21 protein-coding genes are annotated in these 16,397 nt (G+C 28.5%); 1 reads left to right on the top strand and 20 read right to left on the bottom strand.

Features of this window, described 5'->3' with window-relative positions; genetic code table 4:
• Positions 1-75: 75 nt before the first annotated feature.
• The 19 genes from G319_RS0103715 to G319_RS09865 form a co-directional block, all read right to left on the bottom strand.
• On the bottom strand, positions 76-837 hold the full coding sequence (locus tag G319_RS0103715) for a hypothetical protein (protein ID WP_156902688.1): 762 nt from the start codon (positions 835-837) through the stop codon (positions 76-78).
• A gap of 284 nt (positions 838-1,121) precedes the next feature.
• Positions 1,122-1,892, bottom strand: a complete 771-nt coding sequence (locus G319_RS09885) for a hypothetical protein (RefSeq protein ID WP_026389730.1) — start codon at positions 1,890-1,892, stop codon at positions 1,122-1,124.
• On the bottom strand, positions 1,892-2,773 hold the full coding sequence (locus G319_RS0103705; protein ID WP_026389729.1) for an SAM-dependent methyltransferase: 882 nt from the start codon (positions 2,771-2,773) through the stop codon (positions 1,892-1,894). The genes G319_RS09885 and G319_RS0103705 overlap by 1 nt, the downstream gene beginning before the upstream one ends.
• A gap of 211 nt (positions 2,774-2,984) precedes the next feature.
• Entirely contained in the window at positions 2,985-3,845 is an 861-nt protein-coding gene (locus G319_RS0103700; RefSeq protein WP_026389728.1) for a hypothetical protein, read from the bottom strand.
• A gap of 298 nt (positions 3,846-4,143) precedes the next feature.
• Entirely contained in the window at positions 4,144-4,377 is a 234-nt protein-coding gene (locus G319_RS09880; RefSeq protein ID WP_026389727.1) for a hypothetical protein, read from the bottom strand.
• The gene (locus tag G319_RS09875) at positions 4,362-5,582 is read right to left on the bottom strand and encodes an IS3 family transposase (protein ID WP_051350886.1); all 1,221 of its coding nucleotides are present in this window, start codon (positions 5,580-5,582) and stop codon (positions 4,362-4,364) included. The genes G319_RS09880 and G319_RS09875 overlap by 16 nt, the downstream gene beginning before the upstream one ends.
• An 86-nt stretch (positions 5,583-5,668) precedes the next feature.
• Positions 5,669-5,893, bottom strand: coding sequence for a hypothetical protein (locus G319_RS0103685; RefSeq protein ID WP_026389726.1), 225 nt, complete (start codon positions 5,891-5,893; stop codon positions 5,669-5,671).
• A complete protein-coding gene (locus G319_RS0103680) occupies positions 5,893-6,198 on the bottom strand; it encodes a single-stranded DNA-binding protein (protein WP_026389725.1) in 306 nt (101 codons plus the stop codon). The genes G319_RS0103685 and G319_RS0103680 overlap by 1 nt, the downstream gene beginning before the upstream one ends.
• 107 nt (positions 6,199-6,305) lie before the next feature.
• The gene (locus tag G319_RS0103675) at positions 6,306-6,926 is read right to left on the bottom strand and encodes a ribonuclease HII (protein WP_026389724.1); all 621 of its coding nucleotides are present in this window, start codon (positions 6,924-6,926) and stop codon (positions 6,306-6,308) included.
• A complete protein-coding gene (ylqF, locus tag G319_RS0103670) occupies positions 6,920-7,867 on the bottom strand; it encodes a ribosome biogenesis GTPase YlqF (protein WP_026389723.1) in 948 nt (315 codons plus the stop codon). Before ylqF ends, G319_RS0103675 begins: the two co-directional genes overlap by 7 nt.
• 122 nt (positions 7,868-7,989) lie before the next feature.
• Entirely contained in the window at positions 7,990-8,385 is a 396-nt protein-coding gene (gene rplS, locus G319_RS0103665) for a 50S ribosomal protein L19 (RefSeq protein WP_026389722.1), read from the bottom strand.
• A gap of 2 nt (positions 8,386-8,387) precedes the next feature.
• On the bottom strand, positions 8,388-9,116 hold the full coding sequence (trmD, locus tag G319_RS0103660) for a tRNA (guanosine(37)-N1)-methyltransferase TrmD (RefSeq protein ID WP_026389721.1): 729 nt from the start codon (positions 9,114-9,116) through the stop codon (positions 8,388-8,390).
• The gene (locus G319_RS0103655) at positions 9,116-9,619 is read right to left on the bottom strand and encodes a ribosome maturation factor RimM (protein WP_035358874.1); all 504 of its coding nucleotides are present in this window, start codon (positions 9,617-9,619) and stop codon (positions 9,116-9,118) included. The genes trmD and G319_RS0103655 overlap by 1 nt, the downstream gene beginning before the upstream one ends.
• A gap of 405 nt (positions 9,620-10,024) precedes the next feature.
• Positions 10,025-10,375 carry a 30S ribosomal protein S16 gene (rpsP, locus tag G319_RS0103645; RefSeq protein ID WP_026389719.1) on the bottom strand — a complete coding sequence of 117 codons (351 nt, stop codon included), beginning with the start codon at positions 10,373-10,375 and terminating at the stop codon, positions 10,025-10,027.
• Positions 10,376-10,482: 107 nt separating this feature from the next.
• Positions 10,483-11,190: an acetolactate decarboxylase gene (budA, locus tag G319_RS09870; RefSeq protein WP_026389718.1), complete on the bottom strand. Its 708-nt coding sequence runs from the start codon at positions 11,188-11,190 to the stop codon at positions 10,483-10,485.
• A 7-nt stretch (positions 11,191-11,197) separates the two neighbouring features.
• The gene (gene alsS / locus G319_RS0103635; RefSeq protein WP_051350885.1) at positions 11,198-12,880 is read right to left on the bottom strand and encodes an acetolactate synthase AlsS; all 1,683 of its coding nucleotides are present in this window, start codon (positions 12,878-12,880) and stop codon (positions 11,198-11,200) included.
• Positions 12,881-13,034: 154 nt separating this feature from the next.
• Entirely contained in the window at positions 13,035-13,502 is a 468-nt protein-coding gene (locus G319_RS0103630; RefSeq protein ID WP_026389716.1) for a 23S rRNA (pseudouridine(1915)-N(3))-methyltransferase RlmH, read from the bottom strand.
• 37 nt (positions 13,503-13,539) lie between these two features.
• The gene (gene ffh / locus G319_RS0103625) at positions 13,540-14,889 is read right to left on the bottom strand and encodes a signal recognition particle protein (protein WP_026389715.1); all 1,350 of its coding nucleotides are present in this window, start codon (positions 14,887-14,889) and stop codon (positions 13,540-13,542) included.
• 29 nt (positions 14,890-14,918) lie between these two features.
• Positions 14,919-15,341 (bottom strand): PH domain-containing protein, encoded by a 423-nt coding sequence (locus G319_RS09865; protein ID WP_026389714.1) that lies wholly within the window; start codon positions 15,339-15,341, stop codon positions 14,919-14,921.
• Between the two features lie 73 nt (positions 15,342-15,414).
• Here G319_RS09865 and G319_RS07880 point away from each other — a divergent pair, with 73 nt between their 5' ends.
• Entirely contained in the window at positions 15,415-16,164 is a 750-nt protein-coding gene (locus tag G319_RS07880) for a class I SAM-dependent methyltransferase (RefSeq protein ID WP_051350884.1), read from the top strand.
• A 24-nt stretch (positions 16,165-16,188) separates the two neighbouring features.
• Here G319_RS07880 and G319_RS05045 read toward each other — a convergent pair.
• On the bottom strand, positions 16,189-16,397 hold a 209-nt coding region (locus tag G319_RS05045; RefSeq protein ID WP_280123372.1), incomplete at its 5' end, for a hypothetical protein.

Here is a 16,397-nt window from a genome sequence, read left to right as displayed (position 1 = left end):
AAATGATTTTATCACTTTCGAGGTTCTTTTAATATATGAAAAACCCACATAAAGTGAGTTTTTTTATTATACTTTTTAAAGATCATTTAATATATCTTTTACATCAGAAGTTAGCTTAGCTCCTTGTCTTATAAATGAATTGCCGCCAATGTATTTTGACTTGATTTCTTCAGGAATAGAAAATACCTCTTTACCTTCTTCCAAGCCAAGATATAAAATATCTTTTACACTAGGTTCAGCACTATTTTGTAAGAATAATAAAGCTTTTGATAAACCAACTTGTAATCTTTTAGATGTATTTGAATGGTCTTTTTTACTAAGAGGAGGATTTGCCTCAGGATGGAGATTATTCCTTTGATCAGGAATGTCTTCATTATGTGGAAAAACTTTTTTATTAAGATTCGATTGTGATTTTGATTCTGCATCTTTTGTTTGTGTGTTCGATTTGTTTTCATTTTCGTTTGTCATGTTTGTTTCTTTGTCTAAAACATTTGCATCAGATTCACTAATTAATAGGTAATCTATACTTCTTACTTTATTTATGAGTTCTGTATTTCTATAAATAAAATCAGTCAAGTGTTCCTTTATCAAGATTATGACTCTGCCGTTTCTTTCTATAACATTTTCTATTACTTCATTACTTAGACCATCTTCATAGTCAATTAGTAGTATTCTATTTTCTTTGATTAATCCTTTTACCATTTTTTTCATACTTCATAAACCATAATCATTGTATTCATTTCCTGATACACAAGAAATTATTTGGTGATACGAAGTTAATAATGATATTGAACCATCAAAGAAAATCACGAATGGTGGTTGTAGAATGAACCCCAAAAAGTAGGCAAATAAAAAACATTAGGTAGATAAAAAAATTAAAATTAAAAAAGTTGCTATTTAGTAAAAAAGCTTATTCTTTTCAAAGGTGGGGAAGTATACTTAAATTAATCAAAGATAACTTTGGGAATTAAGTATGTGAACAAGTGTTCCGCTAAAAGAAAAGCTTAGGCTCTTTTTTTAGCGCCTTTTATTGTATATAAATTGTAAAACCAATATGAGAATTAATAAAAAAACACTCTTAAGGAGTGTTTTTTTAGGATAAGAATATAATAAAGTTTATATTATTTTTTATCTTCTATGTTTTTTAAAAAAATAATAAGATTTTGTTCCCTTTGTTTTGAACCGTCACTAAAGAATGATTCGATACCTACTTTTATATCCCCTTCTTTAGTTTTATACGTGTATGTAGATGCTGTCAATTTTTGATCATAAGCTTTTCTTATGTATGGATAAAATCCGAAAGGATTTTCTGACATTTTTATTTCCTCGATGAAAATCTTACCAAAATCACCTTCTATCAATCTATCTCAAAAACCCAATAGCTTTTCTCTAGTCTCCTGACAAAGAACATCAGAACCTATAAAAAACGTGATGTTTAGACCAGCTATACCATAAATATACAATGCATTCGCTTTAGGAAGATTCGAATTTCACATCGGCTTTGAATTTTCTGTTGGTTTGTTTGACCCCTCTTTTTCATTAGTTGAAAATTTAGCTTCCACAGGTATTACAAATCCATTTGTGAAAATTAAGAAGTCGGGAAAATTTTGAGAACCATATGGTTGAAATATAAATGAATTATCAATTTTACCAAAAGGGTTTTCAACTATTTCAACCGAGCTTTTAGATAATATCTTTTCTTTAAGTTCTTTGTATTTTTTTTCAGCTGTTTTCTTAGCTATTCCTTCTAAATTAAAAATATCATTTTTTTTAAATTCAGAAAAATTTGTTCTTAGCCTAGATCTTAATTTGTCTTCAAATCTTGTACCATCATTAGCAGATGTATAAACATCTTTATTTTCTAAAATATTTTCGAATAGTTTATATAACATTATTTTATTTCCCCTTTAAGTATTCTATATTCTTTAACAAAATCTGATGTAGAGAAGCCAAGTACCTGTGTATTGGTTTTGCTCAATTTTTCAAATGAAATCTGCTCAATTATTTCTTTTGCAATTGGTGTATTGTATTTAATAAAAAAATATTGTCGATTTTGTATCAGTTTTTTTGGATTTGTTATTTTCTCACCATAGTCATAAAATCCTTGCCTTACAACAGCGAAGTCTCAACCATATTTCTTTTTATCAAAATATTTAAGTGTACCTTTTGTGTTATTGTGTATTCATGTATCGAAATCGGGATGTTTTATCATAGGTTTGTCAATTATTCTTAAATCTTTGTTGTAAGTATTGATCTTTTTTGTTCATATTTGAAAAACACACTTTACACCATAACTTTTATCATCCAGTATAAAAGATTTTTCCTGTAATTGTTGAGAAAAAATCAATTTAGCATCCTTATCAACTTTTGATTGAACACTATATCTATTAAAAATATTAGGTAATATCATTACAACTAAATCAGATTCATTTAAAGCTTTATTTAAAAAATCTAAAGCTAGTGACCCTCTTACTCCAAATGGGGGATTACCAATGGTTACCATTTTTTTCTCTTTAATAACTAAATCAAAATAATCTTTTTTATGTATTTTAACACCTAAATTATTTTTAGCTTTAGGTTCTAAGTCATAGGCTTTAATTTTATTTTTTGGTACTCCATATAAAATCAATGATTCTATAAAATTGCCAGTTCCTGCTGATGGCTCAAGAAATACATATTTTTTAATTGAAGGAAATAATTCAAATGTTTTTTTAACTAAAGCATTAGCTATTATTGGATTTGTATAAAATTGATCTAGAACATTACTTTTCATAAATACCTCTGAATTTAATTTTATCTTATTTAATTATCTTATAAAAGATTTATTAAATATTCTTTAATATTCTTAAATTCAGTTCTATGTACAGTAGAATTATTAATTATTATTAAATTTTAAATTATAACAATATTCTTCGCACGAAATACAACCAATATTGTTTATTAGACGGAAATACAATGGAGTGATATTATCTCTCAACTTGTTATTAATAAAATGTTTTTCCATATATAAATTCTAAAAATTTAAGACCTTTATTGGTTAAATAAAAATAACTATTTTTTGCGGGTCCAAAAGTAGCACCGTAGCTCGCTGTTTTTATCAGTCCAGAAAATTCTAATCTAAATATAATTTCTTCAGAATCTTCAATGTAATCATGATATTCTAAATCAATAGTTACATCATTAAAATCCACTATTGTATATTTTTTGTCTAATGGGAGATCGAAATGTCCATTCATTCTCTCTACTTCTGTTTCTTGGAAAATAACACTAGGATTAGCAAATGAACTATTTTTATATTCTATATTTTTATAACTAATAACTTTAATTTCGTGAAATCCAGACTTCAGTAAATCGGGGTAATGTGAGTTAATAGTTTTTTCAAATCGAACTTTAGAATCATCAGTCATCTTTGTTTTATACGCTTCAATAAATTCTTCTTTAATAACTAGTAATCTATCTCTAGTTTTTACAATATTTTTTAAGAATACAATATCTTTAGAAGTAATTTGGTTATAAAAGCTAATATGTTCTATATTTTCTATAAAGTTATCAAAGTCATATCTTATTATATCTTTTTTTAAATTAAGATAAGGATCCAGATATATGTTAAACATATATTGTCCAATAGATGCGGAAATGTTTTGAGCTTTATCAACATCTAAAATTTCAACCGCTTTTATCCTTTCTATTATTTTTTGTTCTTCAATTCAATTTAATAATAATTTAGAGTTCTTTTTAGAAATTTTATTTTTATTTTTGCTAAAAAATTCTACAGCTTCATATACAATTTTAATTACCGCTCCAGCTGATTCTATCAATTCTGGTAGTACTGTAACTATATCCATAATATCCTCCTTTTTTATTCTTTTCAAATAAGTAATATATGTTAATTTTATTTGAAAATGTATTTAACTTCTAAATAAAAAATGATTTTTCTTTTTTTATTTATACTTTTTGGGACCCAATATAATTTTAAGTTTTTTAAAATCATTTAAGCACTTATATTCAACTGCTCAAGGTTTTGAGAAATAACTGGATTTTTAATCGATAGAGTTGAAGGTATTGTAGAATCCATACTTATTTCACTATAATATTTTTATCCAAAGATTTTATTCTTACTAACGCATCAAACTTAGAAATATTTTATTTATTTTTACCGATTCTTTTTAAATTTAAAAAATCCATCAAGTGCCTAATTCTTTTTTCATATTGATTTGCAGATATTCCATTCGCATTATCCCTGTGTTTCTTGATTATATAATGTGCTGATGATTTCGAAATAGAGAATTGATCTGCCAATTTATAAGAAGATTTCCCTGTTTTTTCTCATTCTTTTATTATAGCGTTTTTCAATACAGAGTTTATTTGTTTTGCCATAGATAATCCTCCACATTTAAATTATTTATTAATTCAAAAAAAGTTTTTTGATCATATTCTTTTGATACAAATTTATTTCTAGGTGAGTTTTTGTTTTTATTAGATAATTCAAATTTTTTATCTTTATACTTCATATATCATTTCATTCATTTATGCACAAATAAAATATATTCTTCCATAGTTTCAAATTTGTTATTATGAATTGTGCCTTTTTTTAGCTCTGAATGGAATTGTTCTATAACTAGGTTATCTGCACAAACCCCACTTTTTCCCATGCTTATTAATATTCCATTTTTTTGGTTAAAAATTTCATATTCGTTTGATGTGTATTGGTAACCTCTATCAGAATGTATGATCATCCCCTCAACTGAATAACCTTTGTTTTTTATTTTTTTTACTGCGGATTTTAAATTATCCATAACTAACTTTATATCATTTCTTTCACTTATCTTATAATCAATTATATTTTTACTATAAGAATCCATAATCGAAGATTGATACATTTTTTTACCATTCAATATCAAATATGTGACATCAGTAAATAGAAGTTTGAACCTTTCTTCAGAACTAGAAAATTTTCTTAAAACTAAATCTGGAAATTTGCCTTTACTTTCTTTCGATGCTTTCGAATATCTAGAAGATTTTTTAGCCTTAATAACATAATTTGATATAATTTCATTTTCCTTCATTATTCTATACACTTTTTTATGATTAACATTTATATTATATTTTGTTTTCAATTCTTCAGTGATCCTTCTATATCCAAATTGATTTAAACTATCCTCAAATATTTTTTTTATTAAAATCAATAGCTCCAGATCATCTTTTTTATAATCTAAATTTTTGTATTTATCTCAATAACTTTTTTTGATATCGAAAGTGTCTAATAACTCACTAATACTTAGATTGGTTTTGTCATTTTCATAGATATACTTTATATATATTAATTTTTCTTTATTAGTTTTTTTAAGATAGTCGTAATTCATTTTTAACAACCTATATTTCTCATCGGGAAAAAGGTTCTTCTTCTTTCTCAAACCATTACCATCATCAAAGATCCCTTTTTTATACTTATCTACATATCCTCAGACCGTGGAAATAGGTATATTATATTTCTCAGATATAAAACGCATGCTTAGTTTTTTATCTAAGTGCAGTTTCGCAATTTTTATTTTAAATGTCTTATTATATTTACTTACCGGCATAATCTCCCTTTTTAAAAATGGATACTTTTTTTTCTATAGTAAGATAGTACTATTTTTTAATAAATAAAAAAAGACCCTAAAATCTTTTAAAATAACATTAAAAACTTACTTTTTGGGTTCACTGTATTGTTTGAGTGTTTTAAATGATTAGGATACAAAGGATTTGTAATAGCTAAGAAATTTCCAGAATATGTTTTTTTAATTTCTTCTAAATCTACTGGTTCAATTTTCTCTTTAGCTTCCAAAGCTTTGTAAATCTTTTCTCAGTCACCATTATATTTCAAAGTGAAAAATAATAATACTCAATCCATTAATTTAAATATAGAATTCTGTTTGCAACAACTTCATTGTAATATGCACTCATATCATTATTTGCAAACGATTGAATTCTACCCTCCACTCCAACTACTGCTTGATCATGTAAGATGCCATCATCTTCTACGATACTAGATCATGCTTTCACATTAATATAATCATCTAAAATTTCGCCGTCCTTGTTTTTAAAGCTCTTCGGAACTTTAATGGTAAATTTGTATAGACGTTTTTCTCCATTTTTAGATTCGTATACAATGTCAGCATCACCTTCTAACTGACCGATAATATTTACTAGATTCATATAACTCCTTTTTTGTGCCTTTCGGCATATAGTTTTAGGAAAAAAATAAAATTATTTACCAATTTTCAAAAAGAAATTTAAATTAAAATCAAAAAAAGTAGCTTAAACTACTTTTTTATTCTTTCATATACAGGTTTATAACTAATTCTATGAATTTCAGTTATCCCATTTTCATCTAATTTTTGATAATGTCCTTTAGTACAATACCCTTTATGTTTATCAAAATCATAGTTAGGAAATTGTTTAGCATATTCAATCATCATGCGATCTCTCGTAACTTTTGCAATGATCGAAGCGGCTGCAATAGTTTGAGATTTATCATCACCTTTTATTAATTGAATTGAATTAATTCCATCTTCAGTTAATTTCTCACCATCAATTAAGGAAATTTCAGGTTTAATTTTAAGCTTTTTAATTGAATTGATCATTCCCAATACACTAGAACGTTTCGGATTTAATTCATCAACTTGCTGTGCTGAAAATATCTCAACTTTGTAATCAAGTGCAATCTTAATAATTTCTTCATAAAGTTTATTACGGTTAACTTCATTAATTTTCTTAGAATCTTTAATTAAAGGATTTTGATAATCACTTGGAAGAATAACGGTCGCTACCACAACAGGTCCAGCCATTGCTCCCCTACCAGCTTCATCACTTCCAGATATTATTTCAAGGTTGTGATCTTTTCTGATTTGATTATCAAAATCTATTCTAGAGTTATCTATCATTGTTTAGTGATATCTCCATCGATGATTTTAACTTTTTCTTTGTGAGACTCTTCGATTAATTCAGGAACAATCTCAAATGGTTTTTCAAATGATAATTTACCCATAACTCCATTTGCTAAGTTTCTCATAAATACTGTCATTACTCTTTCAACATCTGGCATATCTTCAGTTAGATATCACTTCATTGATTTAGCAATCATTTCAAATAGTATGTAAGTATCTGCAATTTGAATTGGTCTTTGTAAGTGTGGAGAAATCTTGAAGTAGTTTTCAACAACACCTTCATAGTGGTTAAAGATATAACTCATTAAACGAGCTGAAACTCTTTCTTTTGGATAAACTTCTTCTTTAATTGAGTTGATTCCACATAAGTTTGTAGCAGTAGCTTCTGATTCTAATTTTCCAGGTAAAACTCCTGGTGTATCCATTAAAGTAATTCTTTGGTTAAGCGAAATTGTTTGAATTCCACGAGTAACTCCTGGTTTATTACCAACTTTTACAGATTTATCTTTAATAACACGGTTAATGAATGTTGATTTACCAACGTTTGGTACTCCGATTACTAAAGCATTAATTAATGAATTTACTAATCCACGAGATTTATCTTTTTCTTGTTTAATAATTGTTGCTTGGTCAATTGCTTTAATTAAATCTTTAACGATGTTTTTATTTCTATCATCTAATAAGAATACAGTATGTCCATTAGATTTGAAGTGTTCAATTCATAATTTAGTAACACTAGGATCAGCTAAATCACCTTTAGATAAAACATATAAAACCGGTTTATTTTTTAAGATTTTTCTAAATGTTAAGTTTTGTGAAGAATATGGAGCTCTAGCATCAACAATTTCAATAACTAAATCAACAACAGGAATTCTTTTTTCAATTTCTTTTAGGGTCTTATTCATATGACCAGGGAATCAGTTAAATTCAGCACTCATGGTTATGTCCTCATTCTTTCGTATTATTTAATTATAACTTTTTTCTACTTATATAAAAAGATATACAGGTAAATAAAAAAATGAGCCTAAGCTCATTTTTAATTAATCTAAATCAGTTTAAATTATTTTGCTGATTTTTTAGCTGATTTTGCAGGAATAATTTCTTTAATTCTTGCAGCTTTACCAGTAAGATTTCTCATGTAGTAAATTCTTGAACGACGTACTCTACCACGTTTGATAGTAGTAACTTTATCAATAATTGGTGAGTGTAATGGGAAAGTTCTTTCCACGAACACACCGTTTGACATTTTTCTAACAACTACTGAGAAAGTAATTCCTGATCCTTGAGTTTTAATTACTAAACCTTCGAATGATTGAATACGGAATTTTTCTCCCTCTTTAATTTTTACGTCAACTCTAATTGTATCTCCTGAAGTGAAGTCAGGTAGATCAGAACGTAATTGATTGTTAACTAAGTCATATTTTGATTTCATTGTTTTTGTGTTTTGTGTTGCCATGATTAATTTTCTCCTTTCGAGTTTAATTGTTTTAATAGTTCTAATTGAACTTTGTTTAATTTTGACTCGTCAATTAAGTCGGGTCGCTTTTTAAATGTTGCTATTAATTGTTGTTCATCACGGAATTTTTGAATATTTGCATGATGTCCACTTAATAGAACGTCTGGAACTTTATCTCCTCTAAAATCAACTGGTTTAGTATAAACCGGGTAATCTAGAAGATTATTTTCGAAGCTTTCTTGTTCATGTGATTCTTTGTTAATAACACCCGGAAGCAGTCTTGTGACTGAATCTAGTAATATTAACGCTGGTAATTCACCACCAGTTAAAACGTAATCTCCAATTGACACTTCCGCATCAACATATTTAAGAACACGTTCATCAAAACCTTCATAATGACCACAAAGGATAATTATGTGATTGTAATCTTTACTATAATCTTTTGCATCTTGTTGCTCTCAAGTTTTTCCTTGAGGAGTTGTTAAGATGACGATTGAACCTTCAGTTTTAACTGATTCAATAGCTTTTACAACAGGATCTGGCATAATAACCATTCCTCTACCACCACCATATTGATATTCATCAACTTGATTATGTGGTAAATCTGTAAAATCCCTTAAATCAACAACTTCTAATTCTATTAATGATTTATCTGCAGCTTTCTTAATGATTGATTCTGAAATGTAACTCTTAATGATTCCAGGAAATAAAGTAATAATTGAATATTTCATTATTTTAACCCCTCAATATCTTTAAGTTTAATAATCGCATTTTCGATATCTTCATCTTCAATGAATTTATCAACAACTGGTACTCAGAATGGTTTAGATTGAGAAAACTCAACTTTAATTAAATCCTGAACCCCGTTATCCATAACATCCAATATTTTTCCTTCTTCATCTTTATAAAAGACTTTAAAATCTAAATAAGATAGTTCTTGACCGAATGCATCATCAGAAATAAGTGCATAAATGCTATAACCTTTAAGTTTAATAACATCGTTTATATCATTCATATTAATAAATTTTACTAATAAGTGACCTGGTTTTTCTTCAATTGATTCAACTCTTAAAGGTTGAAGAGCTCCTGAAGAACTTTTTGTAAACAAGAGTTTAATACCATCAAGTTCAGAGATAATAGTAACCCCTTCATTTAAAAGTATTTTTACAACTCCTTTAGTTCCAAAAGTATTAACAATAGATCCGATATTTAATAAATCATTTTCTAAATTCATAAATACCTCACTATCTAAATTGAACTTTGGGTTTAAAGAACAAAGCCAATTTTAACTATTTTAGTTTTAACTATTTAGTTAAAGCTGTACGAACTGATTTCATGTATTTGATTAGTTCTTTTTTAGTCATATCTCTTAAATTAACTGTTGTTAATTTTTTTGATAATTCTTTTTCAGTTGCCATTGAACGTAATTTGTTAGCGTGTTTTTGTAATTCTGATCTTTCTTCTTGGATTGAATCTGAACCATCTAACTTAGCTCTTTCTGCAGCTGATAATTTTTTACCATCTTCAGTAACTTTTTGAACATCTTCTTTTTCTAAGTGTTCTTCATATTTACCTTCTAATGAATCTAAGAAAGCGTGAGTCTCTTCTTCTTTAACTTCAACTTCAACTTTCTTAGCAACTACTTTTTTGCAGTCGCCTCTTTTTTCGCAGCTGGTTTAGCAGCTTTAACTGTTTTTTCTTTTTTAGCAACAGGTGCTTTTTCTGATTTTGCAGCTAATTTAGCATCGTGTAATTCTTTCATTACACCTTCTTTTGATAATAGATCTCTAACTGTATCAGTTGGTTGAGCTCCATTTTGTAATCATTTTAAAGCTAATTCTTTATCGATTTTAACTTCATTTCTTAATGGATCAAATGTACCTACTAATTCGATGTATTGTCCATTACGGTTAACACGAGAATCTGCAGCTACAATTCTGTAGAAAGGAGCTTGTTTTTTCCCGATTCTTTTTAATCTTAATTTAACCATTGTATATACCTCCTATATAATTTTTTAATTTTTAAACCTTAATTATCATACATAAAAAAAATAAAGGTGTCAAGTAAATTTACTTAACACCTTAAAAATTTTATTTTTTAGCTTTTCGCCTTCTCAGCTTCATGAATTTCTTTTTGAATATCAAATTGTTCAAATGGAGTTTTACCAATTATAAATTCAATGTTATCTATCTTAGAAATTTCTAAAGTTTCGATTCTTGCATTTTTAAAATTAAATAAATGTCCACCCTTATTCTTGTCCTCGTTTATGAAATGCAAATGCATCCCTTCAACTGAAAGTGTATTTAAGTATTTAGGCGTTACAAACCCAAAAATTGTTCCTTGTTCTTTTACAATACTGTGGATAGTTTGTTCTTTGCTTGCGATGTTCAATTTCTTGTATGGTTTAAATTGTTTAGCTACCGCTCTAGTATTAACTTCTTCAAATCAACCAATTATTTTAATGGCATAAATATTTTGTGAACCATTCACCTCAATATATTCATTCACCATATTAGATAATTTATCTTCATCTTCTAAAGTTAATCCACTTTTAGTGCAGTTTGGTTTGAAGTTGCAAACAGCTGCATATGGTGTTGTGGAATTTGGATTAACTTTTTCAGCATTTCCATCACTTGTCAATTTGAAGTATTCTCCATCAATTGCCAGCATTTCTCCATCCAAGCGATCAAATGTCCCTAAACCATGATCTCCTTTTTGAAATAATTCTTTATATTGAATTTCTCCATCATAGTTGCCATTAGCTAAATTAGCTATGCTTGAGTACATATAAATTTTATTTTCCATAAAACCTCTAATCTATTTCTTTAACCATCATTTCACCAAGAATAATATTTCCTGAGTAATCAATTGGTACATCTACAATTGCTACACCTTGATAAGAAATAGCCTCTTTTAAAACATCTTTCAATTGTGAAGGATGTTCTACTTTAAATCCTTTTGCCCCAAATGATTCGGCATATTTGGCAAAGTCAACATCTCCAAGTTTAGTAGCTGTTGATCTTCCATATTTATTTTTCTGTTGGAAATCAACCATATCATATGAACTGTCATTTCAAATGATATGAGTAATATTAGATTTCGTTCTAACTGCGGTATCTAATTCTTGTCCTGAGAATAAAAATCCTCCATCTCCGGACATTGATAAAACTTTCTTATCTGGATTTAATAATGATGCTGAAATTGCTCAAGGAAGTGCAACTCCTAAAGTTTGCATTCCATTTGAAAATAATAATTTCTTAGGTTGGTACACCTTGAAGTTACGAGCCATTCATATATATAAAGATCCTACATCAACAGTAATTACTGTTTCATCATCTATAACATCAAATTCAGGATTATCAATCAAACTTCTAACTTCTTGCATTAATTGTAATGGGTGAGTTAAGTCAGGATTTATTTTGAACATTTTATTAATGTCAGTGAATTTTGTTTTAAGTTTTTCAATGTGAGATAAATAATCTTCACTCACCATTCAATCAGTTAAACTTAATAACTCAGTAAGTTTGTTAATTGTTTTGGTGATATCACCCATTAATTCGGCTGTTGCTTGATAGTTATTATCAATATCTGATATGTGCTCATCAATATGGTAGATGTCTCTGTTTAGGTCCTTATTTCAGATCTCAGGGTCATATTCAATTGGATCAAATCCGATTGAAATAATTAAATCTGATTCGTCTAATAAAATGTCTCCTGGTTGATTTTTGAAAAGCCCAACCCTTCCCATGAATCTTTTTTCTAGATCGTGAGAAATTGTTCCTGTTGCTTGGAAAGTCGCTACTACTGGCATTGCAAATTTTGTTAAAAAAGTTCTAATCGCTTCAGTAGCTTGTGGAGCTCTCATCCCCAATAATAAAACTGGTCTTTTTGAGTTTTGGATTGCTTCAATCAATTTAAAAATTTTAGCCTTCGGAGCTCTACCCATTGTTTCGATACTATTGGGACTTAGGGCTGTGTATTCAGTTAATTCAAAACTTACATCTTGAGGGATTGATAAGAAAGTAGCGCCTTTTCTAGATGAAACCGCTTCACGATAGGCATTACTTACAGCTTCGGCAATACTGTCAGCACTTAAAACCTCTTTTGAATACTTTGTAATTGGTGCCATCATAGCGACGTTGTTCATTGATTGGTGAGTTCTTTTTAAAGAATCTTTTCTTTTAACATTACCCCCAATTGCTAAAACCGGATCTGATTCACTCGTAGCTGTTACCAATCCTGTTGCAAGATTTGAAACACCAGGACCTGAAGTCACTAAAACAACACCTGGTTCTCCTGTGATTCTTCCGATTCCTTGAGCCATGAATGCAGCATTTTGTTCATGTCTTGAAAGGATTAATTCTGGAGCTTTATCATTGTTGTTGAATTCGTCGAGAATTTTATCAATTTTGGCCCCAGGAACTGTGAATACATATTTAACATCATGATTAATTAATGTATCTACTAATAATTTTGCTCCTGTTATTTTTTTCATATTTATTCCTTCTTTATTTTTAAATGTTTAAAACATTGAGAGCTATATTTAATTTCAATAATTAAGAATAGCTAATTTTATTATAGCACTGCCCTAGCAATTAAACTCTCATTTGAAACAAAGGGGTATAAAAAAATATTTCCGAAGAAATATTTTACTTATGATATTTTTCATTATTCATAATTTTAAAAGCACGATAAACTTGCTCTAATAAAATTACTCTAAATAGTTGGTGTGGTAATGTAATATTTCCAAAGGAAATCTTGTTTGAATATCTGTTTTTAAAAGTGTCTGAATAACCATCACTTGGTCCAATAATGAAAGCTATTTTTCCACCCTTAAAGTTTTTGTTATTTTCAATCAAAGTCGCTAAGTCTTCAGAACTAACATTCTTTGAAGCTACATCCAATACAACAATTTGATAATCTTTCATAGTATCTAATTTGGCCATCAATGTATTTGAGTTAACTTCTTTGTTTTTAACATCTTCACCATTGAATTCTTCTTTTAGTTCGATAACTTCAATATTTGAAAATTTAGAAATTCTCTTCGAATAATCATTGGCAGCTTCAATGAAAAACTTTTTATCTAATTTTCCAAAACATATTATTCTTGTTTTCATAATATCTCCTTAAATAAAAAAAGAGTTAAAACTCTTTTTAGAATCCACCGAATCCTCTACCACCAAATTGGGGCATTCTTCCTGATTTCATCATTTTTGTCATTTCCATAACTTGCTTTTTACCTTTATCAAAGTTATTTAGCAATTCATTGAATTCTTTTTCAGTTCTTCCTGATCCTTGGATTACGCGTTTTTTACGTGTTAGTGATTTTAATAATCTTGGATCTCTTCTTTCTTTTAATGTCATTGAGTCCATTAGAATTGAGAAAACAACAAGTTTACGTTGTGCATCTTCGATTTGTGATTCACTTATTTTACTTGCTCCGGGCATCATTTTCATTAAACCTGATAATGAACCCATTTTTGTCATTTGAGCCATTTGGTTACGTAAATCTTCTAAATCAAATTGTCCCATGAACATACGTTTCATAGTTTTTTGCATTGAACGTTCATCAATATTTTCAACAGCCTTTTCAAAAAGTGTTTCAATATCTCCCATTCCCAAAATACGGTCAGCCATACGTTTTGGATAGAATGGCGCAAGAGCAGATACTCCTTCACCTTCCCCGATAAATTTAATTGGTAATTTTGTCATGTGAGCTATTGAAAGAGTTGCTCCCCCACGTGCATCACCATCTAACTTAGTTACAACAACACCTGTTAGTTTTAGTAAATTATTAAATTCATTTGTAACATTTATGATTTCTTGTCCAATCATTCCGTCAACAACTAAAAGAATTTCGCTTGGAGAAGTTGTTTTTCTTAATTCATTTAATTCTTTCATTAAATCTTTATCAATTTGTAAACGTCCAGCAGTATCTAACAATACTACATCATGACCATTTTCTTCTGCAAATTTAATAGCTTGTTTTGCAGTTTTGATAGGATCTTGTTTACCTTGTTCAAATACATCAATATTATTTTTTTGTCCAAGTTCAACCAATTGGTCAATAGCTCCTGGTCTATAAATATCTAATCCAACCATTAAAGGTTTTTTAGCGTTCTTTTTAGCTACAAAGTGGGCCAACTTATTAACTGTCGTTGTTTTCCCTGATCCTTGTAATCCAACCATCATAATAACTGTAGGTTTTTTAGAAAGGTTTAATGGTGCATTTTCCTTACCTAAAACTTCAATAAGTTCTTGGTGAACTAATTTAACCATTTGTTGGTGAGCTTTCACACCTTCTTCGATGTATCCACCTTCAGCCTTTTCTTTAATTTTAGAAATTAATTCTTTTACTACTTCAACGTTTACGTCAGCTTCTAGTAATGCTAAACGAATTTCACGTAATGTATCTTTAATATTATCTTGTGTTAAAGTCGATTGCTTCATATTTTTTTCAATCGATTTTTTCATTCTTTTTGATAAAAAGTCTCCAAATGCCATAATATTTCCTCCAATTTTGTCTTATATTATTATATCAAATTCTTTCTTATTTTTTCTGTTCAAGCATTAATTGCTTTAGCTAGGTTTCTACCAAATGATTTTGCTTCTTTTAATTTTAGATAATCTAGTTTAAACAAATCACTAGATTCAGGAATGAAAGTTAATGCCCCCATATCTCCAAACGTTTCCAATTTCAAATCAAGAATTTCTTCAAGACCAAATTGCTTAACTTGACTTCCGATTAAACTTTCTTTTTTAGCCATCAACAATCTTTGATCTGTAACCAATAACATTCACGCTTGATTATCAATTGAACCAACGATGATATCTAGTAAAATTTCTTCGTCGAAAATTATCTTAGCGAGATACTTAAATTCATTCTTACTCACCAATTCATGATTTTCTGAATCATTGCTAATTAATTGGTTTTTAAAATTATCAAAATTTTTCATAAAATCACCTCAATAAATATTTTACCCTCATTTACTAATTAAGTTATAATCATTAAATGAAAAGAGGTAAAAAATGGAAAAGAACTATTACGGGAGTCTTTGTTCAAAGATTTATGATTTAACAAAACCACCAGGAACAAGTATTGATGGGGATATAGAATTTTACACTCAAACATTAATGCCTCTTGATGGAAAAATATTAGAAGCTGGTATTGGTAACGGTCGTATGAGTATTCCACTATTAAGAAAAGGAATGGATTTAGTAGGACTAGATAATTCAAATGAGATGCTAGAAATGTGCAAAATAAACTCAGAACACTATAATGTCGAGTGTCCTTTAGTTTTAGGTGATTTAAGAACTTTTGAAATTGATGAAAAGTTCGAAGCTATCATAATGCCTAATGGGAGTTTTTGTTTATTAGAAACTAGAGAAGATGCTATTGAAACTCTGAAGAATTTCAAAAGACATTTATCTCCGACTGGGAATATATATATCGACTTAATCTATCCAATATCATTTAAACCAGGTGAAAAACATGAATTTGATTATGAAATTGATACAAACGAAGAAATCAAACTTATAAATTTTGCCAAGGAAATAGATTGATTAGAACAAAAGACATTTTCTACACTAAACTATCACCAATATAGCAATGGTGTTGAAACAGGATTTGAATCTCAACAATTTAATTTAAGATGATACGGGGCAGAAGAATTTAGTTTGATTCTCAAGGAACTTGGTTTCACTGAAATTAGTATAGTTAAGAACTATAACAAGGCTTCAATGTTAAATTTAAAAACTGTAACAATAATAGCGAAATAAAACCGACCGCAAGGGTCGGTTTTATTAAACTTCGAGAGCTGCAACTCCAAAGACTTTTTCATTCAATTTAATGACAGCTTTTTTAAGTACTCCAATGTCAGATTTGATTTCTACGATGTCAGCTTCAATTACATCCAACCTACCGTTTATCTTGGCAAATTGCCTCATAACTTCTGTTTGGAAATCTTTTTGATTCATAACGTCTCCTTGGGTTTTCAATTGTTTGTTGAGTA

This window comes from Tullyiplasma multilocale ATCC 49900 (genome assembly GCF_000483165.1).
GTDB lineage: Bacteria > Bacillota_I > Bacilli_A > Mycoplasmatales > Mycoplasmataceae > Tullyiplasma > Tullyiplasma multilocale.
Note: the sequence above shows the minus strand (reverse complement) of the source record. Positions and strands in the feature narration are given on the sequence as shown.